The following is a 15,976-nucleotide window of genomic DNA, read 5'->3' on the forward strand; positions in this document are numbered from 1 at the left end:
GTTGGTAAGGGCATGAACGACGCCCTCGAGACCGCGAACCACCATCGGGAAGCGATCACCCAGAAGTGCCTGCCCGGCGCTCAGCGACTCATCGGCCAGTATCAGACCGGCCTCGTCCACCAGTACAAGGCGGCCGCTCGTCTTCAGCACGCGCTCGGCCGTGTCGACGAGCAGATCGGGAGCGCCAAGATGAAGCCGGATCCGGAACGTGACGCCCGGGTTCAGGCCCATCTCGAGGCTCAGGCCCCGATCAGCATCCGCGCCCTCATGGCCGACGACCATCAGCTGACGCTCAACCGCTGGTACGCGATGGCCGCCGCCGAGAAGTTCCCCTCAGCCCGCAGCGAGATCCGTCGCTATCTGGACGCCTTGGAGGCCATCGTCCCCCTGCTGCAGCCCGATCGCTCCGACACCGTCTGACGCCATACGACGAGGGCCCGGTACCAGCGGTACCGGGCCCTCGTGGTGGGCGGTCAGTTGGTGACCGTCACCGGCTCGTCATTCTTCAGCTGCTCCAGGAGCTTCTTCGCCTTCGGCGCGTCCCACTTGAGGACCGAGCCGACGCCCGGGACGTTGCCGCCGGACACCGTCGGGAGGTTCAGGCGCTTGCCGTCGCCGCCGTTCACGCCCTTCATCGCCCAGAACATCTCGAGCACCGTGAAAGGGGAGGCGTCCGTGTCGACGATCAGGGCGTCGAGGCCGGCGCCCATCGTCGGGTAGAGCTTGAAGGGGTTGATGACCGTCGTGGGGGTCGCGGCCTCGCTCGCGAGGGCAGCGAGGAGCTTCTGCTGGTTCTGGGTACGGCCCAGGTCGCCGCCGTCGACGTTGTAGCGGTTACGTACGAACGCCAGCGCCTGCTCGCCGTTCAGGTCCTGGCAGCCCTTCGCGAAGTCCGCGCCCGAGTTCTTGTCCTTGACGGCCTTGTCGAAGCACATCTCCACGCCGCCGAGCTCGTCGACGATGTTCGCGAAGCCACCGAAGCCGATCTCCGCGTAGTGGTCGATCTTCAGCCCGGTGTTGTACTCGACCGTCCGGACCAGCAGCGTCGCGCCGTCCTGGGCGTACGCGGCGTTGATCTTCGTCTTCTGCGAGCCGTACTGCTTGCCCGACTCCGAGCCCTTGAACGGCGGGATCGTGACGTACCAGTCACGCGGCAGGCTGACCATCGTGGTGCCGTTGTCGCCGACGTGCAGGATCATCATCGAGTCGGTGCGCTTGCCCTCGGCGGAGCCGGTGTGCAGGCGCTTCTTGTCGTCCTTCGTCATACCCTCGCGGCTGTCGGAGCCGACGATCAGGTAGTTCGTACCGGAGCCGCCGTCGGGGCGGTCCTCGACCTTGCTGAGGTCGACCTCCTTGCGGAGCTTGGAGTCCGCCCAGAAGTACGTGCTGATCGACACGATCAGCAGCACGGCTATCAGCGTGACGAGGCCCACGGTGATCCGTTTGCGCCAGTTCGGGCGTGGCCGGTAGCCGGTGTCCGGCCCTCCGTACTGGTCGCCGCCACCGCCGCCGTAGACGCGGCCGTCGCTGTAGCCGTCGCCCCGGTCGTCGTACCCGCCGCGTGACTGCGGCGGGACGTTCGGCATCGTCCGCGTCGGTTCGGCATGGTAGCCGCCGCCGTGGTTGCCGCGCGGCCTGTTGCCTTCGGTCCACCCATCGGGCCAGTCGTTCATGCGGCAGAGTCTGCCCTGCCGGGCGGGGCCAGGACCAGCGAGGTTCGAAATCGGGGCGGGCTCGTAGCAGATCTGTCGCATTTGTGCCCCGATGCGGGGTGGATCGGCGTGGCGCATACGCTGGGGGTATGAATCAGCCTGCCCCTGAGGGGAAGCCGACGTCGGCTTCGCGTACGACCCTGTCCAGCATCATGACCGCCGCTCACACCAATCTGCTCGGGACTGTGCATGGTGGGGTGATCATGAAGTTGGTCGATGACGCGGCGGGGGCTGTGGCCGGGCGGCATTCCGGGGGGCCGGCTGTTACCGCGTCGATGGACGAGATGGTTTTTCTGGAGCCTGTGCATGTGGGGGATCTTGTGCATGTCAAGGCTCAGTGCAATTGGACGGGGCGGACCTCGATGGAGATCGGGGTTCGGGTGATGGCCGAGCGGTGGAACGAGGCGACTCCCGCTACGCAGGTGGGGTCGGCTTATCTGGTGTTCGCGGCTGTGGACGGGGAGGGGAAGCCTCGGATCGTGCCGCCGGTTCTGCCGGAGACGGATCGGGATCGGCGGAGGTTTCAGGAGGCGGAGATTCGGCGCACGCATCGGCTTGCTCGGCGGCGGGCTATTCAAGAGCTGCGGGAGCGGCGGGCTGCCGAGGGGTACGAGCACTGAGCTGTTGCGTTGCGCTGCCGGGGCTCCGCCCCGGACCCCGTCGGCGCTGCGCGCCTCGGCCTCAAACGCTGGCCGGGCTGGAGGGGGGTTCTTCTCGCTCTCGGCCTGCGGCCGGCAGTCGGCGCTGCGCGCCTCGTCCTCAAGCGCCGCGTCGCCCCGGAGCGAATGCGGAGGAAGCGCAACCGCACCCGACGACGCAGCTAGGCGACGGAAGGGCTGGGGGATAACCCCGTACCGCCTCTACACGCACTCCACTGAACACTCCATTACATGCCCTCCACTACGCACACTCCACCGCGTCCCCCGTGCGGGCCGCGAAGCCGCTCCAGATTTCCGCGCCGTCCAGGATGGGGTCCGCCGGGCGGACTCGGCGGATTGTGGTGGGGTCGAAGTCCGGGGACAGGGTGAGGGTCAGGGTTGGGCCGTGGCCCGGGGTGGGGACCAGGGTCGCTGAGGGGATCGCTGATTTCAGGGAGTGGGCCGAGCGGGTCCAGTTCGGGTCGTACGTGATGGTGGTGCGGGTGGCCGGGGTGGGGGCGTTGCGGGCGGTGCCTGTCGTGGCGAAGCCGTTGTTCGCCAGGCGGGTGTCCACTCGGGAGCCCAGGCCCTGTTCGCCCGCGCCGTTCGTCACCTGGACCCGGATCGAGTTCGGGGGGATCTCCACCGGGATCGCGTGGCCCGGCTTGTGCTTGACCCTGAGGGGCTCGTCCGCGCGGATGCGGGCGAAGAGGGCGTCCGCCTTCTCCTTGTCCCACAGGATCGTCGCGCCGACGCCCGGGACCTCGTGGTCCAGGGTGCCGATCGGGACCGTCGTGAATTCCGAGGAGCGGGGGGAGAAGTCCCGCATCGCCCGGCCCAGGGCGAACATCGCGTCGCCGCTGAAGCCCGAGTCGGCGCGTACGGAGCCCAGGACCGTGCCGCTGACCTGGCGGAGGCGGACCGGGTTGAGGAGGGTGTGGCTGTCCGCGATCTTGTGCAGGACCGCCGAGAGGAACTGCTGCTGGCGGCGCATACGGCTGAGGTCGGAGGTGCCGTCGACGTGCCGGGCGCGGACGTACTGCAGGGCCTGGCCGCCGCCCAGGCGGGTGGTGCCGGCAGGGAGGTCCAGGCCCGAGTAGTCGTCGTGCAGGGGGCGGGCGGAGCAGATGTCCACGCCGCCGATCATGTCGACCGTCTTCATGAAGCCGGTGAAGTCGATCTCCAGATAGTGGTCGATGTGGACGCCCGTCATCTTCTCCACCGCGCGCACCGTGAGCGGCGGGCCGCCGTGCGCGTACGCGGAGTTGATCTTCCCGGCGTGACTGGTGTTCTCCTCGCCGAAGGCGCGGTTGGTGTGCGGGGGGAACTCGACGTACGAGTCGCGGGGGATGCTCACCACGCTGGCGCGGTCACGGTCGCCGGAGACGTGGACCAGCATGATCGTGTCGGTGCAGTTGCAGGACGCGCCGCCGAGCCGGTAGCGCGCCCGCTGGGTGTCGGAGATCCCGTCGCGCCGGTCCGTGCCGACGACCAGGAAGTTCAGCCCCTTCCCGTCGTCCGGCCGCTCCGTCAGCCCGTGGAAGGCGTCCACCCGGCCGATCCCGTCGCCGACGCGGGCCAGCAGCAGGTGCCCGCCCCCGCCGGCCGCCAGCAGCGCCAGCGACAGCAGGGCGGCGATCCGCAGCCCCCAGCGGGGTCCGGGGCGGCGCGTGGGCGTAACCATGTGAATCCTCCCCGGGTCCGAGCACACGACCGTCCACGGTAGGCAGCCCGTAGCACCCCGGCGTGGCACCGGCACGCCGGATTCCCCCGTTCGCGGTACGGTGATCCCCGATATGAGTACGTACAGTCAGCCCCCCGCCGTGTCCGTGATCATGCCCGTCCTCAACGAGGAGCGTCATCTGCGGCATGCCGTCGAGGCGATCCTGCGCCAGGAGTACGCGGGTGAGCTGGAGGTGGTGATCGCGCTCGGGCCCTCCGCGGACCGTACCGACGAGATCGCCGCCGAGCTCGTACGCGAGGACCCCCGCGTGCATACGGTGCCGAATCCCACCGGCCGCACGCCCGCCGCGCTGAACGCCGCCATCAAGGCCTCCCGGCACCCCGTCGTGGTGCGGGTCGACGGTCACGGCATGCTGTCGCCCGGCTACATCGCCACCGCCGTACGGCTGCTGGCGGAGACCGACGCCGTCAACGTCGGCGGCGTGATGCACGCCGAGGGCGAGAACGACTGGGAGCGGGCCGTCGCCGCCGCGATGACGTCGCGGATCGGCGTCGGCAACGCCGCCTTCCACACCGGCGGCGCGGCGGCCCCGGCGGAGACCGTGTACCTCGGCGTGTTCCGGCGCGAGGCGCTGGAGCGGCAGGGCGGGTACAACGAGGAGTTCATCCGCGCCCAGGACTGGGAGCTGAACTACCGGCTGCGTGAGGCCGGCGGGCTGATCTGGTTCTCGCCGGAGCTGCGGGTCTCGTACCGGCCGCGGCCCAGCGTGAAGGCGCTGGCCAAGCAGTACAAGGACTACGGCAAGTGGCGTCACGTGGTGGCTCGCTACCACGCCGGTTCGATCAATCTGCGCTATCTGGCCCCGCCGGCCGCCGTCCTCGGGATCGCGGCGGGCATCGTGGTCGGCGCCGTGCTCACGCCGCTCGGCTGGATCATCCCGGGCGGGTATGTGGCCGGCATCGTGGCGGGCGCGCTCCCGGCGGGGAAGGGCCTGCCGCCGAAGGCGCGGGCGCAGATCCCCGTGGCGCTGGCGACCATGCACATGTCGTGGGGCTGGGGCTTTCTGACCAGCCCGCGCTCGCTGGCGCGCCGGGTGATCGCGTCGCGGCGCGAGGCGGTCCGCCAGGACTGAGTCCGTGTACGAGGAAGGGCCGGACCCCCGCGGGGGTCCGGCCCTTCCTCGTACACGCTCCTACCAGCGGTAGGGCGCGTACACCTCCATGCACTTCTCGTCGTCCTCGCCGTTCAGCAGATCGGCGCTGTCCGGGGCCTTCTCCGGCGCCTCGGATCCGGCGGTCTTCGGGTACGTGTTCCCCGTCCGCCAGTCGGCGCCCACGACCAGGGTCACCGTCTCCGTGCCCTTGGCCTCCTTGACCGCCCGGTCCGGCAGGCCGATCGCCTTGGCCAGGGCGAGCGCGTCGGCCTGCTCCTCGGGGCTGCCGTACGTGATCGACGTGTCGGCCATGGGCCGGGGCGTGGAGTTCGTGTCGGCCTGCCCGTAACCGAGGCCCTGGAGCGAGGCCACGACCGCCGCGGCCCGTCCGGGGACCGGTCCCTCGCTGTTGAAGCCGGTGCCGTTGTAGACCGTGACCGGGACGTCGCCCGTGGGGTGTGCGGTGCCGGTGGGCGCGGTCTTCTTCTTGGCCTTCTTCTTGTCCTTGCCGTCGAACGCCGAGTCGTCCCGCAGCAGCTGCCAGAGCTTCGCCGCCTCGGGCTTGTTCTCCACCAGCGTGACGTCCGGGTTGTTCGGGTCGGGCAGCACCGGCATCGTGCTCATGGTGATCCGGCCGGTCGGCACCCGCTTGAGGTCGTTGCCCAGGTCGTACAGCTTCTTGACGGTCCCCAGGTCCGGGTCGACGGTGAGCGCCTTGGTCGCCGCCTCCGCCAGGTCCATCAGCTGGCCGGGGTCGGTGAGCTTGGTGCCCGCCTTCAGCTCGCGCACCATGGCGTTGAGGTACATGTGCTGGGCCTCGGCCCGGCCGAGGTCGCTGCCCCAGGCGTAGCGTGTACGCACCCACTGCAGCGCCTGCTTGCCCACGACGTCGTGGGTGCCGGCGGTCAGCTTCAGGCCGGACTTCTTGTCGTAGACGTTCTGGTTGACGCACACCGGGACACCGCCGACGGCGTCGGCCATGGACACCACGCCCTCGAACTCGACCATCATGAAGTGGTCGATGTGCACACCGGTCATCTTGGTCCAGGTGGCCACGGTGCAGCCGGGACCGCCGTGCTGCAGGCTCGTGTTGATGCGGTCGTACGTCGCCGGGTAGACCTCGTCGGTCTCCGGGTCCTGGCACTCGGGGATGTTGACCATGGTGTCGCGGGGGATGCTCACCACGGACATGTTGCTGCGGTCGGCGGAGGCGTGGATCAGCATCTGCACGTCCGCGCGCGGCTTCTGGTTCGCGGTGTCCCGCGCGCCGCCGAGCTTCTGGTTCGCCTCCGAGGAGCGGTCGTCGGAGCCGAGCAGCAGGATGTTCAGCTCGGACTGGCCGGCTGCGTTCGGGGGCTTCTTGTCGACCTGCGAGCCGGTGCCGATGTTGAGCGGCTTCTTGCCGAGGTTCGCGTTGAGGTGGCGGTAGTACAGCCAGCCCGCTCCCGCGGTGCCGAATATCAGGAACGCCAGCGTGGCCGCGAGCCACAGGCCCCAGCGGCGTTTCTTCCGGGGCGGTTCGCCCTCGTAGTCGTCGTACTCGTCGTCGTCATCGCCCGGTACGTAGCTGCGCTGCCGGGGCGGCGTGGACAGCCTGCGGCCGTCGCCCCCCTCGTAGAGACTGTCGTCCCAGCCCAGGTCGGACGCGCGATCGCCGCCGCCGCCGCGGTGTCTTCCCGCCCCGCCCCCGCGGACGCTGCTGCGACCCATTGACCCTCCCGGTCGAATTCCCTGTACGGGCTTGCTACTTGATCTGACGTCGTTCAGCGCGTCCGCTGTGTCACTTCGCGCACTTCTGCTCGTTGGCGTTCGCCTGCTGGACCCCGTCCGGGACCTTGTCCGGTGCCGCGATCGGGGTGCCGGGGGCGGTGAAGTCCGCGCCCAGCGTCAGCAGCATCGGCTCCCCCGCCGGTGCCTCGGCGTCCTTCTTCAGCGCGCTCTTCGGCAACCCCATCAGCGCGGCCACGGTGTTGGCCTGGGACTGCTGGTCGGGAGCGTACGTGAGGGTGGTTTTCGCGGGCTTTTCGGGGTCGTTACCGGCCTGTTCCGCGCTGCCGACGCCCTTGTCCAGCAGCCAGTCCGCCGTATCCGTCGCGGCGCCGGGGACGTCTCCGCCGTTCTGCACCTTGACCGAGACGTCCGCCGGGTCGGCCTTCTTCGCGGCGGCCGCCTTCTCCTTCTTCTTCACCTCGGTGAAGGAGACGTCGCCCTGCATCATCTTCAGCACCGGCGGCGCCTTGGCCTCGTCGATGACGACGGTGGCCTTGCCGCCCTCGGGCTCCTCCGGGTTGTCGAGCACGGGGAGCGTGATGAAGGTGATGTTCTTCTGCGGGACCTTGCCGAGGTCCTGGGCCAGTTTCTTCAGGCTGTTGATGTCGTCGATGCCGCTGTCCACCGTGAGCGACTTGGTCGCCGCGTCCGCCAGCTTGAAGAGCTTCTTGGGGTTGGTGAGCGTGTCACCGGACTTCATCTCACGGATCAGCGAGCCGAGGAACTGCTGCTGGATCTCGATCCGGCTGAGGTCGCTGCCGAAACCGACGGAGTGGCGGGTACGGACGAAAGCCAGCGCCTGCTCGCCCTGCACGGTGTGTTTACCGGCGGGCAGGTTGAGGTGCGACTTCTCGTCGTTGATGGGCTTGGCGAGACAGACCTCGACGCCGCCGACGGCGGTGGACAGTTCCTTGACCGCGTTGAAGTCCGCGAGCATGAAGTGCGTGACCTGCAGACCGGTGATCTTCTCCACGGTCTTCCAGGTGCACCCGGCGTCGCGGCCGCTCTGGCCGAGGCTCTCGTTGAAGCGGGGGGTGGAGTTGCCGTAGTCGGCCGGGGTGCCGGGGACGGTCTTCCAGTCCCCGGTCTCCTCATCCTTGATCTTGCAGTCCGGAATGTCCGTTATCATGTCGCGCGGGATACTCAGCACGGTCGCGTTCGACCGGTCCTCGGCGACATGGAAGAGCAGGGTCGTGTCCGCGTGACCGACGCTGTTCTTGTCGCCGTAGGACTCGTTGCCCTTGCCGCTGCGCTTGTCGGTGCCCATCACCAGGATGTTCACCGGACCCTTGGTGACGGCGGAGTTGTCCTCGCCGTACACCTCGGTGCTGCCGATGTTGCCGTTCAGCCGCTGCCAGAGGTAGTACGCGCCGCCGGCGCCGGCGACCAGCACGACGCCGAGCGTTATCGCGGTGATCTTCAGCGCCTTGCGCTTGCCGCTCTGCGGTGCCTTCCCCCGGCGGCGGCTGGGGCGCGGTCCGTCCCGGTCGGGACCGTCGGGGCCGTCGGGCTGGAGCCCCTCGGGGCGGCGCCGGCGGGAGCCGGGCGGGGCGCCGGTGTCGCCGCGGCGGCGCGGGCCGGGCGGCGCGGCGGTCTCGCGCTGACGGGGCACCGTCGGGCGGGCCGTGCCGTGCGTCCCGTGACCGTAGGAGGTCTCCTGGCGCGGGGCCCCCCGGGGCGCGGGTGGCTGCAGGCGCATCTCATAGCTGCCGGTGTTGGGGTTGTACACCCACTGGTCGGCGGGATCCACCTCGCCCGCCTGCCCACGGCCTCGCGTATCCACCGTCGCTCGGTCCTCACGTCGGAAACCAGGTGCGCCTCCCCCCGGGGGCGCTGCTGAAGGTCTTACCTGCATTGCGGGCCGTCCCCTCGGGAACGGCCGGATCGGCTCACACTATCCGGCCACTTCTGCGACGAGAAACGCCAGTGACACATTCCACTGCCCCGCGACCCCCCTCACACCCCGGCCCCACCGTTAACTTGCCCCCTCTTGCACTTCTTTACCGGCAGATGTCGTCTGTCGGCGTTGTCCCGTTATAAGTGGGATCATCCGTCGGATCCCCGGATCGCAGGGGACCCCGGTCCCTGATCTCCACCCCGTCCTTGAAGAGTTTTTTGCCTGCCGCCCCGCCGGCGGAAGCTCCGCCCGCCCGGTCCTGCTCCTCCGAACGGAACGGCACCCCGCGGTCCTCGCGCAGCGCCCTGAAGAGCTTCTCCGCATCGGGTTGCACCAGTTCGTCCCGGTTCGTATTCAACTCGTACGGCCGGCGCGGGACGGTGAGGAAGTGCACCTTGTCCATCGGGATGTCACGCATGCCGCGGACGAGTTCGTACAGCTCCGTCAGATCGGACAGTCCCGGGTCGGTGGTCAGCGACTTGGTCGCCGCGTCCAGCAGCGGCGCCAGCCGCAGCGGGTTCAGCAGCACGCCGTCGCTCTTGACCTTCTTCACCAGCGACGCCAGGAACTCCTGCTGACGCTCCATCCGCTCGGTGTCGCTGCCGTCGCCGACGGTCTTGCGGGCCCGCACGTAGCCCAGCGCCTGCTCGCCGTCGAGCACCTGGCGTCCGGCCTTCAGCCGCAGCTTCGCCGGCTTGTCGTTCATCGGCCGGCGTACGCACACCTCGACCCCGCCCACCGCGTCGACCATGTCCTTGAAGCCGCTGAAGTCGACGATCATGTGGTGGTCGACCCGGATCCCCGTCATGGTCTCCACGACCCGGATCGTGCAGGCGGCGCCGCCGTAGGAGTAGGCGAAGTTGAACTGGTTGAATTGCTTGCCGCTGTGCTCGCCGTCGGCCCGCCGGCAGCTCGGGATCGGCACCATCAGGTCGCGCGGCAGGCTCATCGCCACGGCGCTCTTCCGGTCGCCGGCGATGTGCAGCAGGATCACGGTGTCCGAGCGCTGGCCCGAGGTCGTACGGCCGTACTCGCGGTTCCCGCCGCGGCTGCGGTCGTCGGAGCCGATCAGCAGGATGTTGCGGGCGCCGGTGGCGGCGGGGCGCGGCCGGGCCTTCTCGTACCGCAGCAGCTCCCGCGCGGTCGCGGAGTCGATCCTGAGGTTGCCGTCGAGGCGCTGGTAGAAGTACCAGCCCAGGCCCGCGACCAGTAACACCGTCAGCGACAGCCCGAGCACCACCCAGCGCAGCCACCGCGGCACACGCCCCCGCGACCCGCCCCGGCGGGGCGGCAGCGGCTGCTGGTCGACGGTCACCTGCGCTCATCCCTCACTCGTCGGCAGCCGCGGACGGCTGCCCCTCGTGAAGACAGACCGCCGAGACCGGCCCTTGGTTGTACGCCGCGTTGACGCGCGGGCGGGCGGCGTACAGCTCCGGCGTACATCTGATCATGATGAACCGGGGGCGGGGGCGGCGCGAGTCGGCGGCTCACACCGTATGCGTGACCCGCTCCTCCGTACGCCGCTTCTCGAGCTGCTCGGGCGTCAGCCGGTCGAGGTTGCGGCACAGCACCACCGACCCCCCGGCCGCCAGCGGGGCCAGCAGGCCCGCCGCGAGGCCCTCCCAGCGCTCCCAGCCCAGCCCCGTGAGCACCCGGGATCCCGGCGTGAGCCCCAGCCCGGCCGCCGTCTCGCGGGCCCGGCGGACGGTTTCCGCGCCGCTGTACTCCGCGCCGTCGACAGCCAGCGCCGGCGCCTGCGGGTCGACGGGGGCGTACGGGTCGAAACGGTCGCCCTGGCCCGGGACCTCGACGGCGTAGTCCAGGAACCCCTCGGGCGGGGTCGGGAAGCGCCCGCCGAGCGGACGCAGGCTCAGCGCCACCCGGTCGCCGGTGCAGGCTCGCGCGGCCTCCAGGGTCTCCGGGCCCGCGACGACCACGTCCGCGCCGGCCGGGTCGCCGCCGGGTGCCACGACCAGTCCCGTGGACCAGCCCGCGAGGGCCCATACCGCCGACTGCCAGTGCGCCGGGAGCAGCAGGGCGAGGCGGTCGCCGGGCTGGGCGCCGAGCTCGTCCTGGATCAGATTGGCGGTCTTGGCCACCCAGTTGGCGAACGTCGCCACCGACAGCTCCACCCGCTCGCCGGTCGCGTCGTCGTAGTACGTGACCAGCGGTCGCGCGGGATCGGTGGACAGGGCATCGCGGAGCAGGCCTTCGGGTGACATCACAGCGGCAGCCTACTCCGACCGGAATAACCCGAATAGACAGCTATGTTCCGCTGTGCGGAGGATCAGTCATGCGACCACTGACTGTTTCCTCGATAGGCGCCTGCGCCGCCCTCGCCTTCACGTCCCTCGTGCTGTTCCCCACCGCCGGGGAGTCCCCCCGTACGTCCCTGCTGGCCGGCTCCGTCACGGACGCCGTGCCGGGCAGTACCCAGTCCCTCCCGCTCGTCCCGCTCGCCGCGGAGAGCTCGGACCGGGCGCCCGGTGCCGCGGCGATAGGGCTGCCGGCCCGTGACGTACACCCCTTCTCCCTGGTCGGCGTCGTCTGGCGGGATCCGTCCGCCGAGCTGCACGGCACCGTCCAGGTCCGGGCGCGCGGCCGGGACGACGGCGACTGGTCGGCCTGGCAGGACCTCGCCGTGCACAGCGACGACGCCCCCGACGCCGGCTCCCCGGAGCGCGGCTCCACCGACCGGGGCAGCACGGCGCCGCTGTGGGTCGGCGACTCCGACGGCGTCCAGGTCCGGGTGACCCCCGAGCCGAGCACCGACAAGGCGCCCACCGCGCTGCCCGCGGGCCTGCGGGTGGAGCTCGTCGACCCCGGCGCCGACCCGGAGGCCCAGGAGCGGGCGACGCGGTACGAGGGCGAGCCGGCGGCCGCGTCCGACACCGCCTCCGCGGTGAACACGGGGCTGATCTCGGAGGACGGCACGGAGATCGAACCGCTCTCCAAGGAGGCCACGGAGATCGAGTCCGCGCAGTTCAACCCGGAACTCTCCCCGGCCATGCGGCCCTTCATCGGCCCCCGCCCGGGCATCGTCACCCGGCGGGGGTGGGGAGCGGACGAGTCCATACGCGAGAAGGCTTTCAAGTACACCGACACGGTCAAGGCCGCCTTCGTCCACCACTCCGCGACCGGTAACGACTACCGCTGCTCGGAGGCGCCCGCCGTGCTCCGCAGCATCTACCGGTACCACGTGAAGTCCCTGGGCTGGGCCGACTTCGGCTACAACTTCGCCGTCGACAAGTGCGGGCGGATCTACGAGGGCCGGGCCGGCGGCGTCACGCGCGCCGTGCTCGGCGCCCACACGTACGGCTTCAACAACAACTCGATGGGCATCGCGGTGCTCGGCACGTACACGAGCACCGCGCCCTCCGCGGAGGCCGTGGAGGCGGTGGCCAAGCTCACGGCCTGGAAGCTCGGCCTGTACGGGGCGAACCCGAAGGCCACGGTGACCCTGGTGTCGGGGGGCGGGAAGTTCGCCGTCGGGAGCAAGGTCTCGATGCATGTGATCGCCGGCCACCGCGACGGCTTCGCCACGGACTGCCCGGGCGCGAAGCTGTACGGACAGCTGACGACCGCGCGGACGGACTCGGCGAAGCTGCAGGGGCGGTAGCTGTCGGTCCCCCCGGACTGCATGTCCCGGGGGACAACCCCCGGACCCCCGGCCGGGACCGGCCGTCCCGGGAGGACAAGGAAACCCCGCGGCCGAGTAACCTGCTGGGGCTATGTCTTCCCCGGCTTCCACCACCCGCCGCTGGACCCCCGACGGCCCCTACGACCTCGCCCGCTCGCTGCGCGTGCTGCGGCGCGGGCCGCTCGACCCCACCTGCCGGGTGGCCGACGGCGCTGTGTGGCGCGCGTCCCGTACGCCCGAAGGCGCGGCCACGGTACGGATCGCCCGCGCCGACGACGCCGTGGCGGGCGAGGCGTGGGGGCCGGGCGCGGGGTGGCTGCTGGAGCGGCTGCCGGCGCTGCTGGGGGCGGACGACGACCCCGCCGGGTTCACGCCGCGGCACCGGCTGGTGCACGAGGCGATGCGGCGCCACCCCGGGATCCGGCTGGTGCGGACGGGACGCGTCTTCGACGCGCTGGTGCCGGCGATCCTGGAGCAGAAGGTCACGACCGACGAGGCGTTCGCCTCGTACCGGCTGCTGGTGCGCCGCTACGGCGAACCCGCGCCGGGCCCGCTGCCCGGCCTGTACGTGCCGCCGGCGCCGCGCGACTGGGCGCTGATCCCGAGCTGGGAGTGGCACAAGGCGAACGTCGACGGCAAGCGCTCGGCGACGATCGTCCGCGCGGCCCGCGTCGCCCGCCGGCTGGACGAGGCCGCGGACATGGACCTGGCCGCGGCCACCCACCGCCTCCAGCTGGTCCCCGGCATCGGCCCGTGGACGGCCGCCGAGGCCCTCCAGCGCAGCAACGGCTTCCCCGACGCGGTCACGGTCGGCGACCTCCACCTGCCGCGCATCGTCGGCTGGACCCTGGCCCGCGAGCGCGGCGCGGACGACGCGCGGATGCTGGAGCTCCTCGAGCCGTACGAGGGCCAGCGCCACCGGGCGACGCGCTACATCTGCCTGATCGGCGGCACCCCGCCCCGCCGCGAGCCGAAGCGGCCGGTGGGGGACATCGCGCGGCTGTAGCCGCGACGGCCCCCGGGGGATTCCCCGGGGGCCGTCCTCGCAGCAGAGGTGCCTACGGCAGGTTGCGGGCCATGACGATCCGCTGGACCTGGTTCGTGCCTTCGTAGATCTGGGTGATCTTCGCGTCCCGCATCATCCGCTCCACCGGATAGTCCCGCGTGTACCCGTACCCGCCCAGCAGCTGGACCGCGTCCGTCGTGACCTCCATCGCCACGTCCGACGCGAAGCACTTGGCCGCCGCGCCCAGGTACGTGAGGTCCGCGTCGCCGCGCTGGGAGGCCGCCGCCGCCTGGTAGGTGAGGGCGCGGGCGGCGGAGATCTTCATCGCCATGTCCGCCAGCATGAACTGCAGGCCCTGGAAGTCGCCGATCGGCTTCCCGAACTGCTTGCGCTCGCGGACGTAGCCCTTGGCGTAGTCCAGGGCGCCCTGCGCCACGCCCAGCGCCTGGGCGGCGATCGTGATGCGGGTGTGGTCCAGGGTCTTCATCGCGGTGGCGAAGCCCGTGCCCTCGGCGCCGATCATGCGGTCGGCGGGGATGCGGACGTTGTCGAAGTAGACCTCGCGCGTCGGGGAGCCCTTGATGCCGAGCTTCTTCTCGGGGGCGCCGAAGGAGACGCCCTCGTCGCTCTTCTCCACCACGAAGGCGGAGATGCCCTTGGTCCGCTTGTCGGGGTCGGTGACCGCCATAACCGTGTAGTACTCGGAGACGCCCGCGTTGGTGATCCAGCGCTTCACGCCGTTGAGCACCCAGTGGTCGCCGTCGCGCACGGCGCGGGTCTTCATGCCGCCCGCGTCCGAGCCGGCGTCCGGCTCCGAGAGGCAGTACGAGAACATCGCGTCGCCCTTGGCGAGCGCGGGGAGGTACTTCTGCTTCAGCTCGTCGGAGCCGGAGATCATCACCGGCAGCGAGCCCAGCTTGTTCACCGCCGGGATCAGGGAGGAGGAGCAGCACACGCGCGCCACCTCCTCGATCACGATGACCGCGGCGAGGGCGTCGGCGCCGGCGCCGCCGTACTCCTCGGGCACGTGCACGGCGTGCAGGTCGTTCGAGACCAGCGCGTCGAGGGCCTCCTGCGGGAAGCGGGCGTTCTCGTCCACCTCCGCGGCGAACGGGGCGATCTTCGCCTCGGCCAGGGACCGGACGGCGTCTCGGAGCATGTCGTGCTCCTCCGCCGGACGGTACAGGTCGAATTCAGGCGCTCCTGCCAAGGCTCCACTCCCTGCTCGGACGCTAACTACCGTTAAGTAATGTAGATGGTAGGCCCGGCGGCCGACGGGCACCACGTGACGTTCCTAACGGCCGTCCCGCTCAGCGCGCGGTCTCCCCGAGGCTGTCCGTGGGGTACTTCGCGACGTACGCGTCCATCGTGTCGTTGCGCATGGCCTCCCACAGGGGGCCCATCTGGTCCTCGTCGAGCAGCACCACGGACTGCTTCCGGATCATGTCGAAGCCGGCGACCGGCGCGTTCATGAACGTCATGTCGCCGGTCCGTACGCCCCGCATGTCCCACATCAGGTCGCGCAGGTCGGAGTCGCTGAGGCGGTCGTCGACGCTGACGGTCGAGGTAACGGAGTCGAGGAGTTCCTTGGCCTTGAGCGGGTTGGTGAGGTTGCCCGTGGTGAGGGTCTTGCCGATGACCTGCTTGAGGAATTCCTGCTGGCGCTGGGTGCGGTCGAGGTCGCCGCGCGGCAGGCCCTTGCGCTCGCGTACGTAGGCCAGGGCCTTCTCGCCGTCCATGTGGTGGGTGCCGGCGGTCCAGTCCCGGCCGACGTCCTGCGGGATGGTGATGTCGACGCCGCCGACGGCGTCGGTGAGCTTCTTGAAGCCGCTCCAGTCGATGACCGCCAGATGGTCGACGCGGACCTTCGTGAGCCGCTGGACGGTGTCGATGAGCAGCGGCGGGCCGCCCCAGGAGAAGGAGGCGTTCAGCTTGGCCTTGCCGTGGCCGGGGATGTCGACCCAGGAGTCGCGGGGCAGGGAGACGAGGTAGGCGTTGTCGCGGTCCTCGGGGATGTGGACGAGCATCATCGTGTCGCTGCGCTGGGCGCCGGGCCGCCACTGGGCGGTCTTGGCGTCGGAGCCGGTGGTGGGCAGGTCGGAACGGCGGTCGATGCCGACGAGGAGGTACGTCTCGCCGCCGGCGGGAGCCTTGGGGCGGGCGCTCTCGGGGACGTTCGTCGGGAAGACGTTGGGGATACGGTCGACGCGGCCGGTGTAGTGGTCATACGCCCACCAGGCGACGCCGGCGACGGAGACGACGCCGAGGCCGAGGAGGGCCAGGGCGGTCAGCAGCGCGATCCGGGCGCGGCTGCGGCGGCGCGGGGGCGGGCTCGTGTCCTCTTCTTCCGCCGAATCCGCCGAATCCGCGGCATCCCCCGCCTCCCCCGGTTCCGTGAGGTCCTCGTCGTCCCGCGGCGGAAAGATCCCGAGTCCGTCGTCGGTGTCCTGCTCGTGTCGCACGTCTCCCCCACCTG

At 70.6% G+C, this 15,976-nt stretch carries 13 protein-coding genes; 5 read left to right on the forward strand and 8 right to left on the reverse strand.

Annotated features, from left to right (window positions below):
- Positions 1 to 12: 12 nt before the first annotated feature.
- Positions 13 to 420, forward strand: a complete 408-nt coding sequence (locus tag SRB5_RS31340) for a hypothetical protein (protein WP_153456860.1) — start codon at positions 13 to 15, stop codon at positions 418 to 420.
- 53 nt (positions 421 to 473) lie between these two features.
- Here SRB5_RS31340 and SRB5_RS31345 read toward each other — a convergent pair whose 3' ends face one another.
- Positions 474 to 1,673, reverse strand: a complete 1,200-nt coding sequence (locus tag SRB5_RS31345; protein ID WP_153456861.1) for an LCP family protein — start codon at positions 1,671 to 1,673, stop codon at positions 474 to 476.
- A 128-nt stretch (positions 1,674 to 1,801) separates the two neighbouring features.
- On the opposite strand from SRB5_RS31345, the gene SRB5_RS31350 reads away from it, so the two are divergent.
- Positions 1,802 to 2,332 carry an acyl-CoA thioesterase gene (locus SRB5_RS31350; protein WP_153456862.1) on the forward strand — a complete coding sequence of 177 codons (531 nt, stop codon included), beginning with the start codon at positions 1,802 to 1,804 and terminating at the stop codon, positions 2,330 to 2,332.
- Between the two features lie 280 nt (positions 2,333 to 2,612).
- Here SRB5_RS31350 and SRB5_RS31355 read toward each other — a convergent pair whose 3' ends face one another.
- Positions 2,613 to 4,034: an LCP family protein gene (locus tag SRB5_RS31355; RefSeq protein WP_153456863.1), complete on the reverse strand. Its 1,422-nt coding sequence runs from the start codon at positions 4,032 to 4,034 to the stop codon at positions 2,613 to 2,615.
- A 112-nt stretch (positions 4,035 to 4,146) separates the two neighbouring features.
- Here SRB5_RS31355 and SRB5_RS31360 point away from each other — a divergent pair, with 112 nt between their 5' ends.
- Positions 4,147 to 5,166, forward strand: coding sequence for a glycosyltransferase family 2 protein (locus SRB5_RS31360; RefSeq protein ID WP_153456864.1), 1,020 nt, complete (start codon positions 4,147 to 4,149; stop codon positions 5,164 to 5,166).
- A 60-nt stretch (positions 5,167 to 5,226) separates the two neighbouring features.
- Here the strand turns inward: SRB5_RS31360 and SRB5_RS31365 are convergent, their stop codons facing one another.
- The 4 genes from SRB5_RS31365 to SRB5_RS31380 form a co-directional block, all read right to left on the reverse strand.
- The gene (locus tag SRB5_RS31365) at positions 5,227 to 6,897 is read right to left on the reverse strand and encodes an LCP family protein (RefSeq protein WP_153456865.1); all 1,671 of its coding nucleotides are present in this window, start codon (positions 6,895 to 6,897) and stop codon (positions 5,227 to 5,229) included.
- Positions 6,898 to 6,967: 70 nt separating this feature from the next.
- Positions 6,968 to 8,740 carry an LCP family protein gene (locus SRB5_RS31370; protein WP_323378791.1) on the reverse strand — a complete coding sequence of 591 codons (1,773 nt, stop codon included), beginning with the start codon at positions 8,738 to 8,740 and terminating at the stop codon, positions 6,968 to 6,970.
- A 217-nt stretch (positions 8,741 to 8,957) separates the two neighbouring features.
- The gene (locus SRB5_RS31375) at positions 8,958 to 10,169 is read right to left on the reverse strand and encodes an LCP family protein (protein ID WP_323378792.1); all 1,212 of its coding nucleotides are present in this window, start codon (positions 10,167 to 10,169) and stop codon (positions 8,958 to 8,960) included.
- Between the two features lie 172 nt (positions 10,170 to 10,341).
- A complete protein-coding gene (locus SRB5_RS31380) occupies positions 10,342 to 11,076 on the reverse strand; it encodes a TIGR03089 family protein (RefSeq protein WP_153456887.1) in 735 nt (244 codons plus the stop codon).
- A 71-nt stretch (positions 11,077 to 11,147) separates the two neighbouring features.
- Between SRB5_RS31380 and SRB5_RS31385 the strand changes: the two genes are divergently transcribed.
- Positions 11,148 to 12,473: a peptidoglycan recognition protein family protein gene (locus tag SRB5_RS31385; RefSeq protein ID WP_153456867.1), complete on the forward strand. Its 1,326-nt coding sequence runs from the start codon at positions 11,148 to 11,150 to the stop codon at positions 12,471 to 12,473.
- A 112-nt stretch (positions 12,474 to 12,585) separates the two neighbouring features.
- Positions 12,586 to 13,500 carry a DNA-3-methyladenine glycosylase family protein gene (locus SRB5_RS31390; RefSeq protein WP_153456868.1) on the forward strand — a complete coding sequence of 305 codons (915 nt, stop codon included), beginning with the start codon at positions 12,586 to 12,588 and terminating at the stop codon, positions 13,498 to 13,500.
- Positions 13,501 to 13,552: 52 nt separating this feature from the next.
- On the opposite strand, the gene SRB5_RS31395 is transcribed toward SRB5_RS31390, so the two are convergent.
- The gene (locus SRB5_RS31395; protein WP_194293085.1) at positions 13,553 to 14,659 is read right to left on the reverse strand and encodes an acyl-CoA dehydrogenase family protein; all 1,107 of its coding nucleotides are present in this window, start codon (positions 14,657 to 14,659) and stop codon (positions 13,553 to 13,555) included.
- A 151-nt stretch (positions 14,660 to 14,810) separates the two neighbouring features.
- Positions 14,811 to 15,962, reverse strand: a complete 1,152-nt coding sequence (locus SRB5_RS31400; RefSeq protein ID WP_323378793.1) for an LCP family protein — start codon at positions 15,960 to 15,962, stop codon at positions 14,811 to 14,813.
- Positions 15,963 to 15,976: the final 14 nt, after the last annotated feature.

It is taken from the genome of Streptomyces smaragdinus, assembly GCF_009604385.1.
In the GTDB taxonomy this organism is placed as follows: Bacteria; Actinomycetota; Actinomycetes; order Streptomycetales; family Streptomycetaceae; genus Streptomyces; species Streptomyces smaragdinus.

What these genes read in the sequence shown, in the direction of transcription:
- SRB5_RS31360 (WP_153456864.1), top strand. Translation starts at nt 4,147, where the DNA reads ATGAGTACGTACAGTCAGCCCCCCGCCGTGTCCGTGATCATGCCCGTC.
- SRB5_RS31355 (WP_153456863.1), bottom strand. Translation starts at nt 4,034, where the DNA reads ATGGTTACGCCCACGCGCCGCCCCGGACCCCGCTGGGGGCTGCGGATC.
- SRB5_RS31390 (WP_153456868.1), top strand. Translation starts at nt 12,586, where the DNA reads ATGTCTTCCCCGGCTTCCACCACCCGCCGCTGGACCCCCGACGGCCCC.
- SRB5_RS31385 (WP_153456867.1), top strand. Translation starts at nt 11,148, where the DNA reads ATGCGACCACTGACTGTTTCCTCGATAGGCGCCTGCGCCGCCCTCGCC.
- SRB5_RS31380 (WP_153456887.1), bottom strand. Translation starts at nt 11,076, where the DNA reads ATGTCACCCGAAGGCCTGCTCCGCGATGCCCTGTCCACCGATCCCGCG.
- SRB5_RS31345 (WP_153456861.1), bottom strand. Translation starts at nt 1,673, where the DNA reads ATGAACGACTGGCCCGATGGGTGGACCGAAGGCAACAGGCCGCGCGGC.
- SRB5_RS31365 (WP_153456865.1), bottom strand. Translation starts at nt 6,897, where the DNA reads ATGGGTCGCAGCAGCGTCCGCGGGGGCGGGGCGGGAAGACACCGCGGC.
- SRB5_RS31340 (WP_153456860.1), top strand. Translation starts at nt 13, where the DNA reads ATGAACGACGCCCTCGAGACCGCGAACCACCATCGGGAAGCGATCACC.
- SRB5_RS31350 (WP_153456862.1), top strand. Translation starts at nt 1,802, where the DNA reads ATGAATCAGCCTGCCCCTGAGGGGAAGCCGACGTCGGCTTCGCGTACG.
- SRB5_RS31395 (WP_194293085.1), bottom strand. Translation starts at nt 14,659, where the DNA reads ATGCTCCGAGACGCCGTCCGGTCCCTGGCCGAGGCGAAGATCGCCCCG.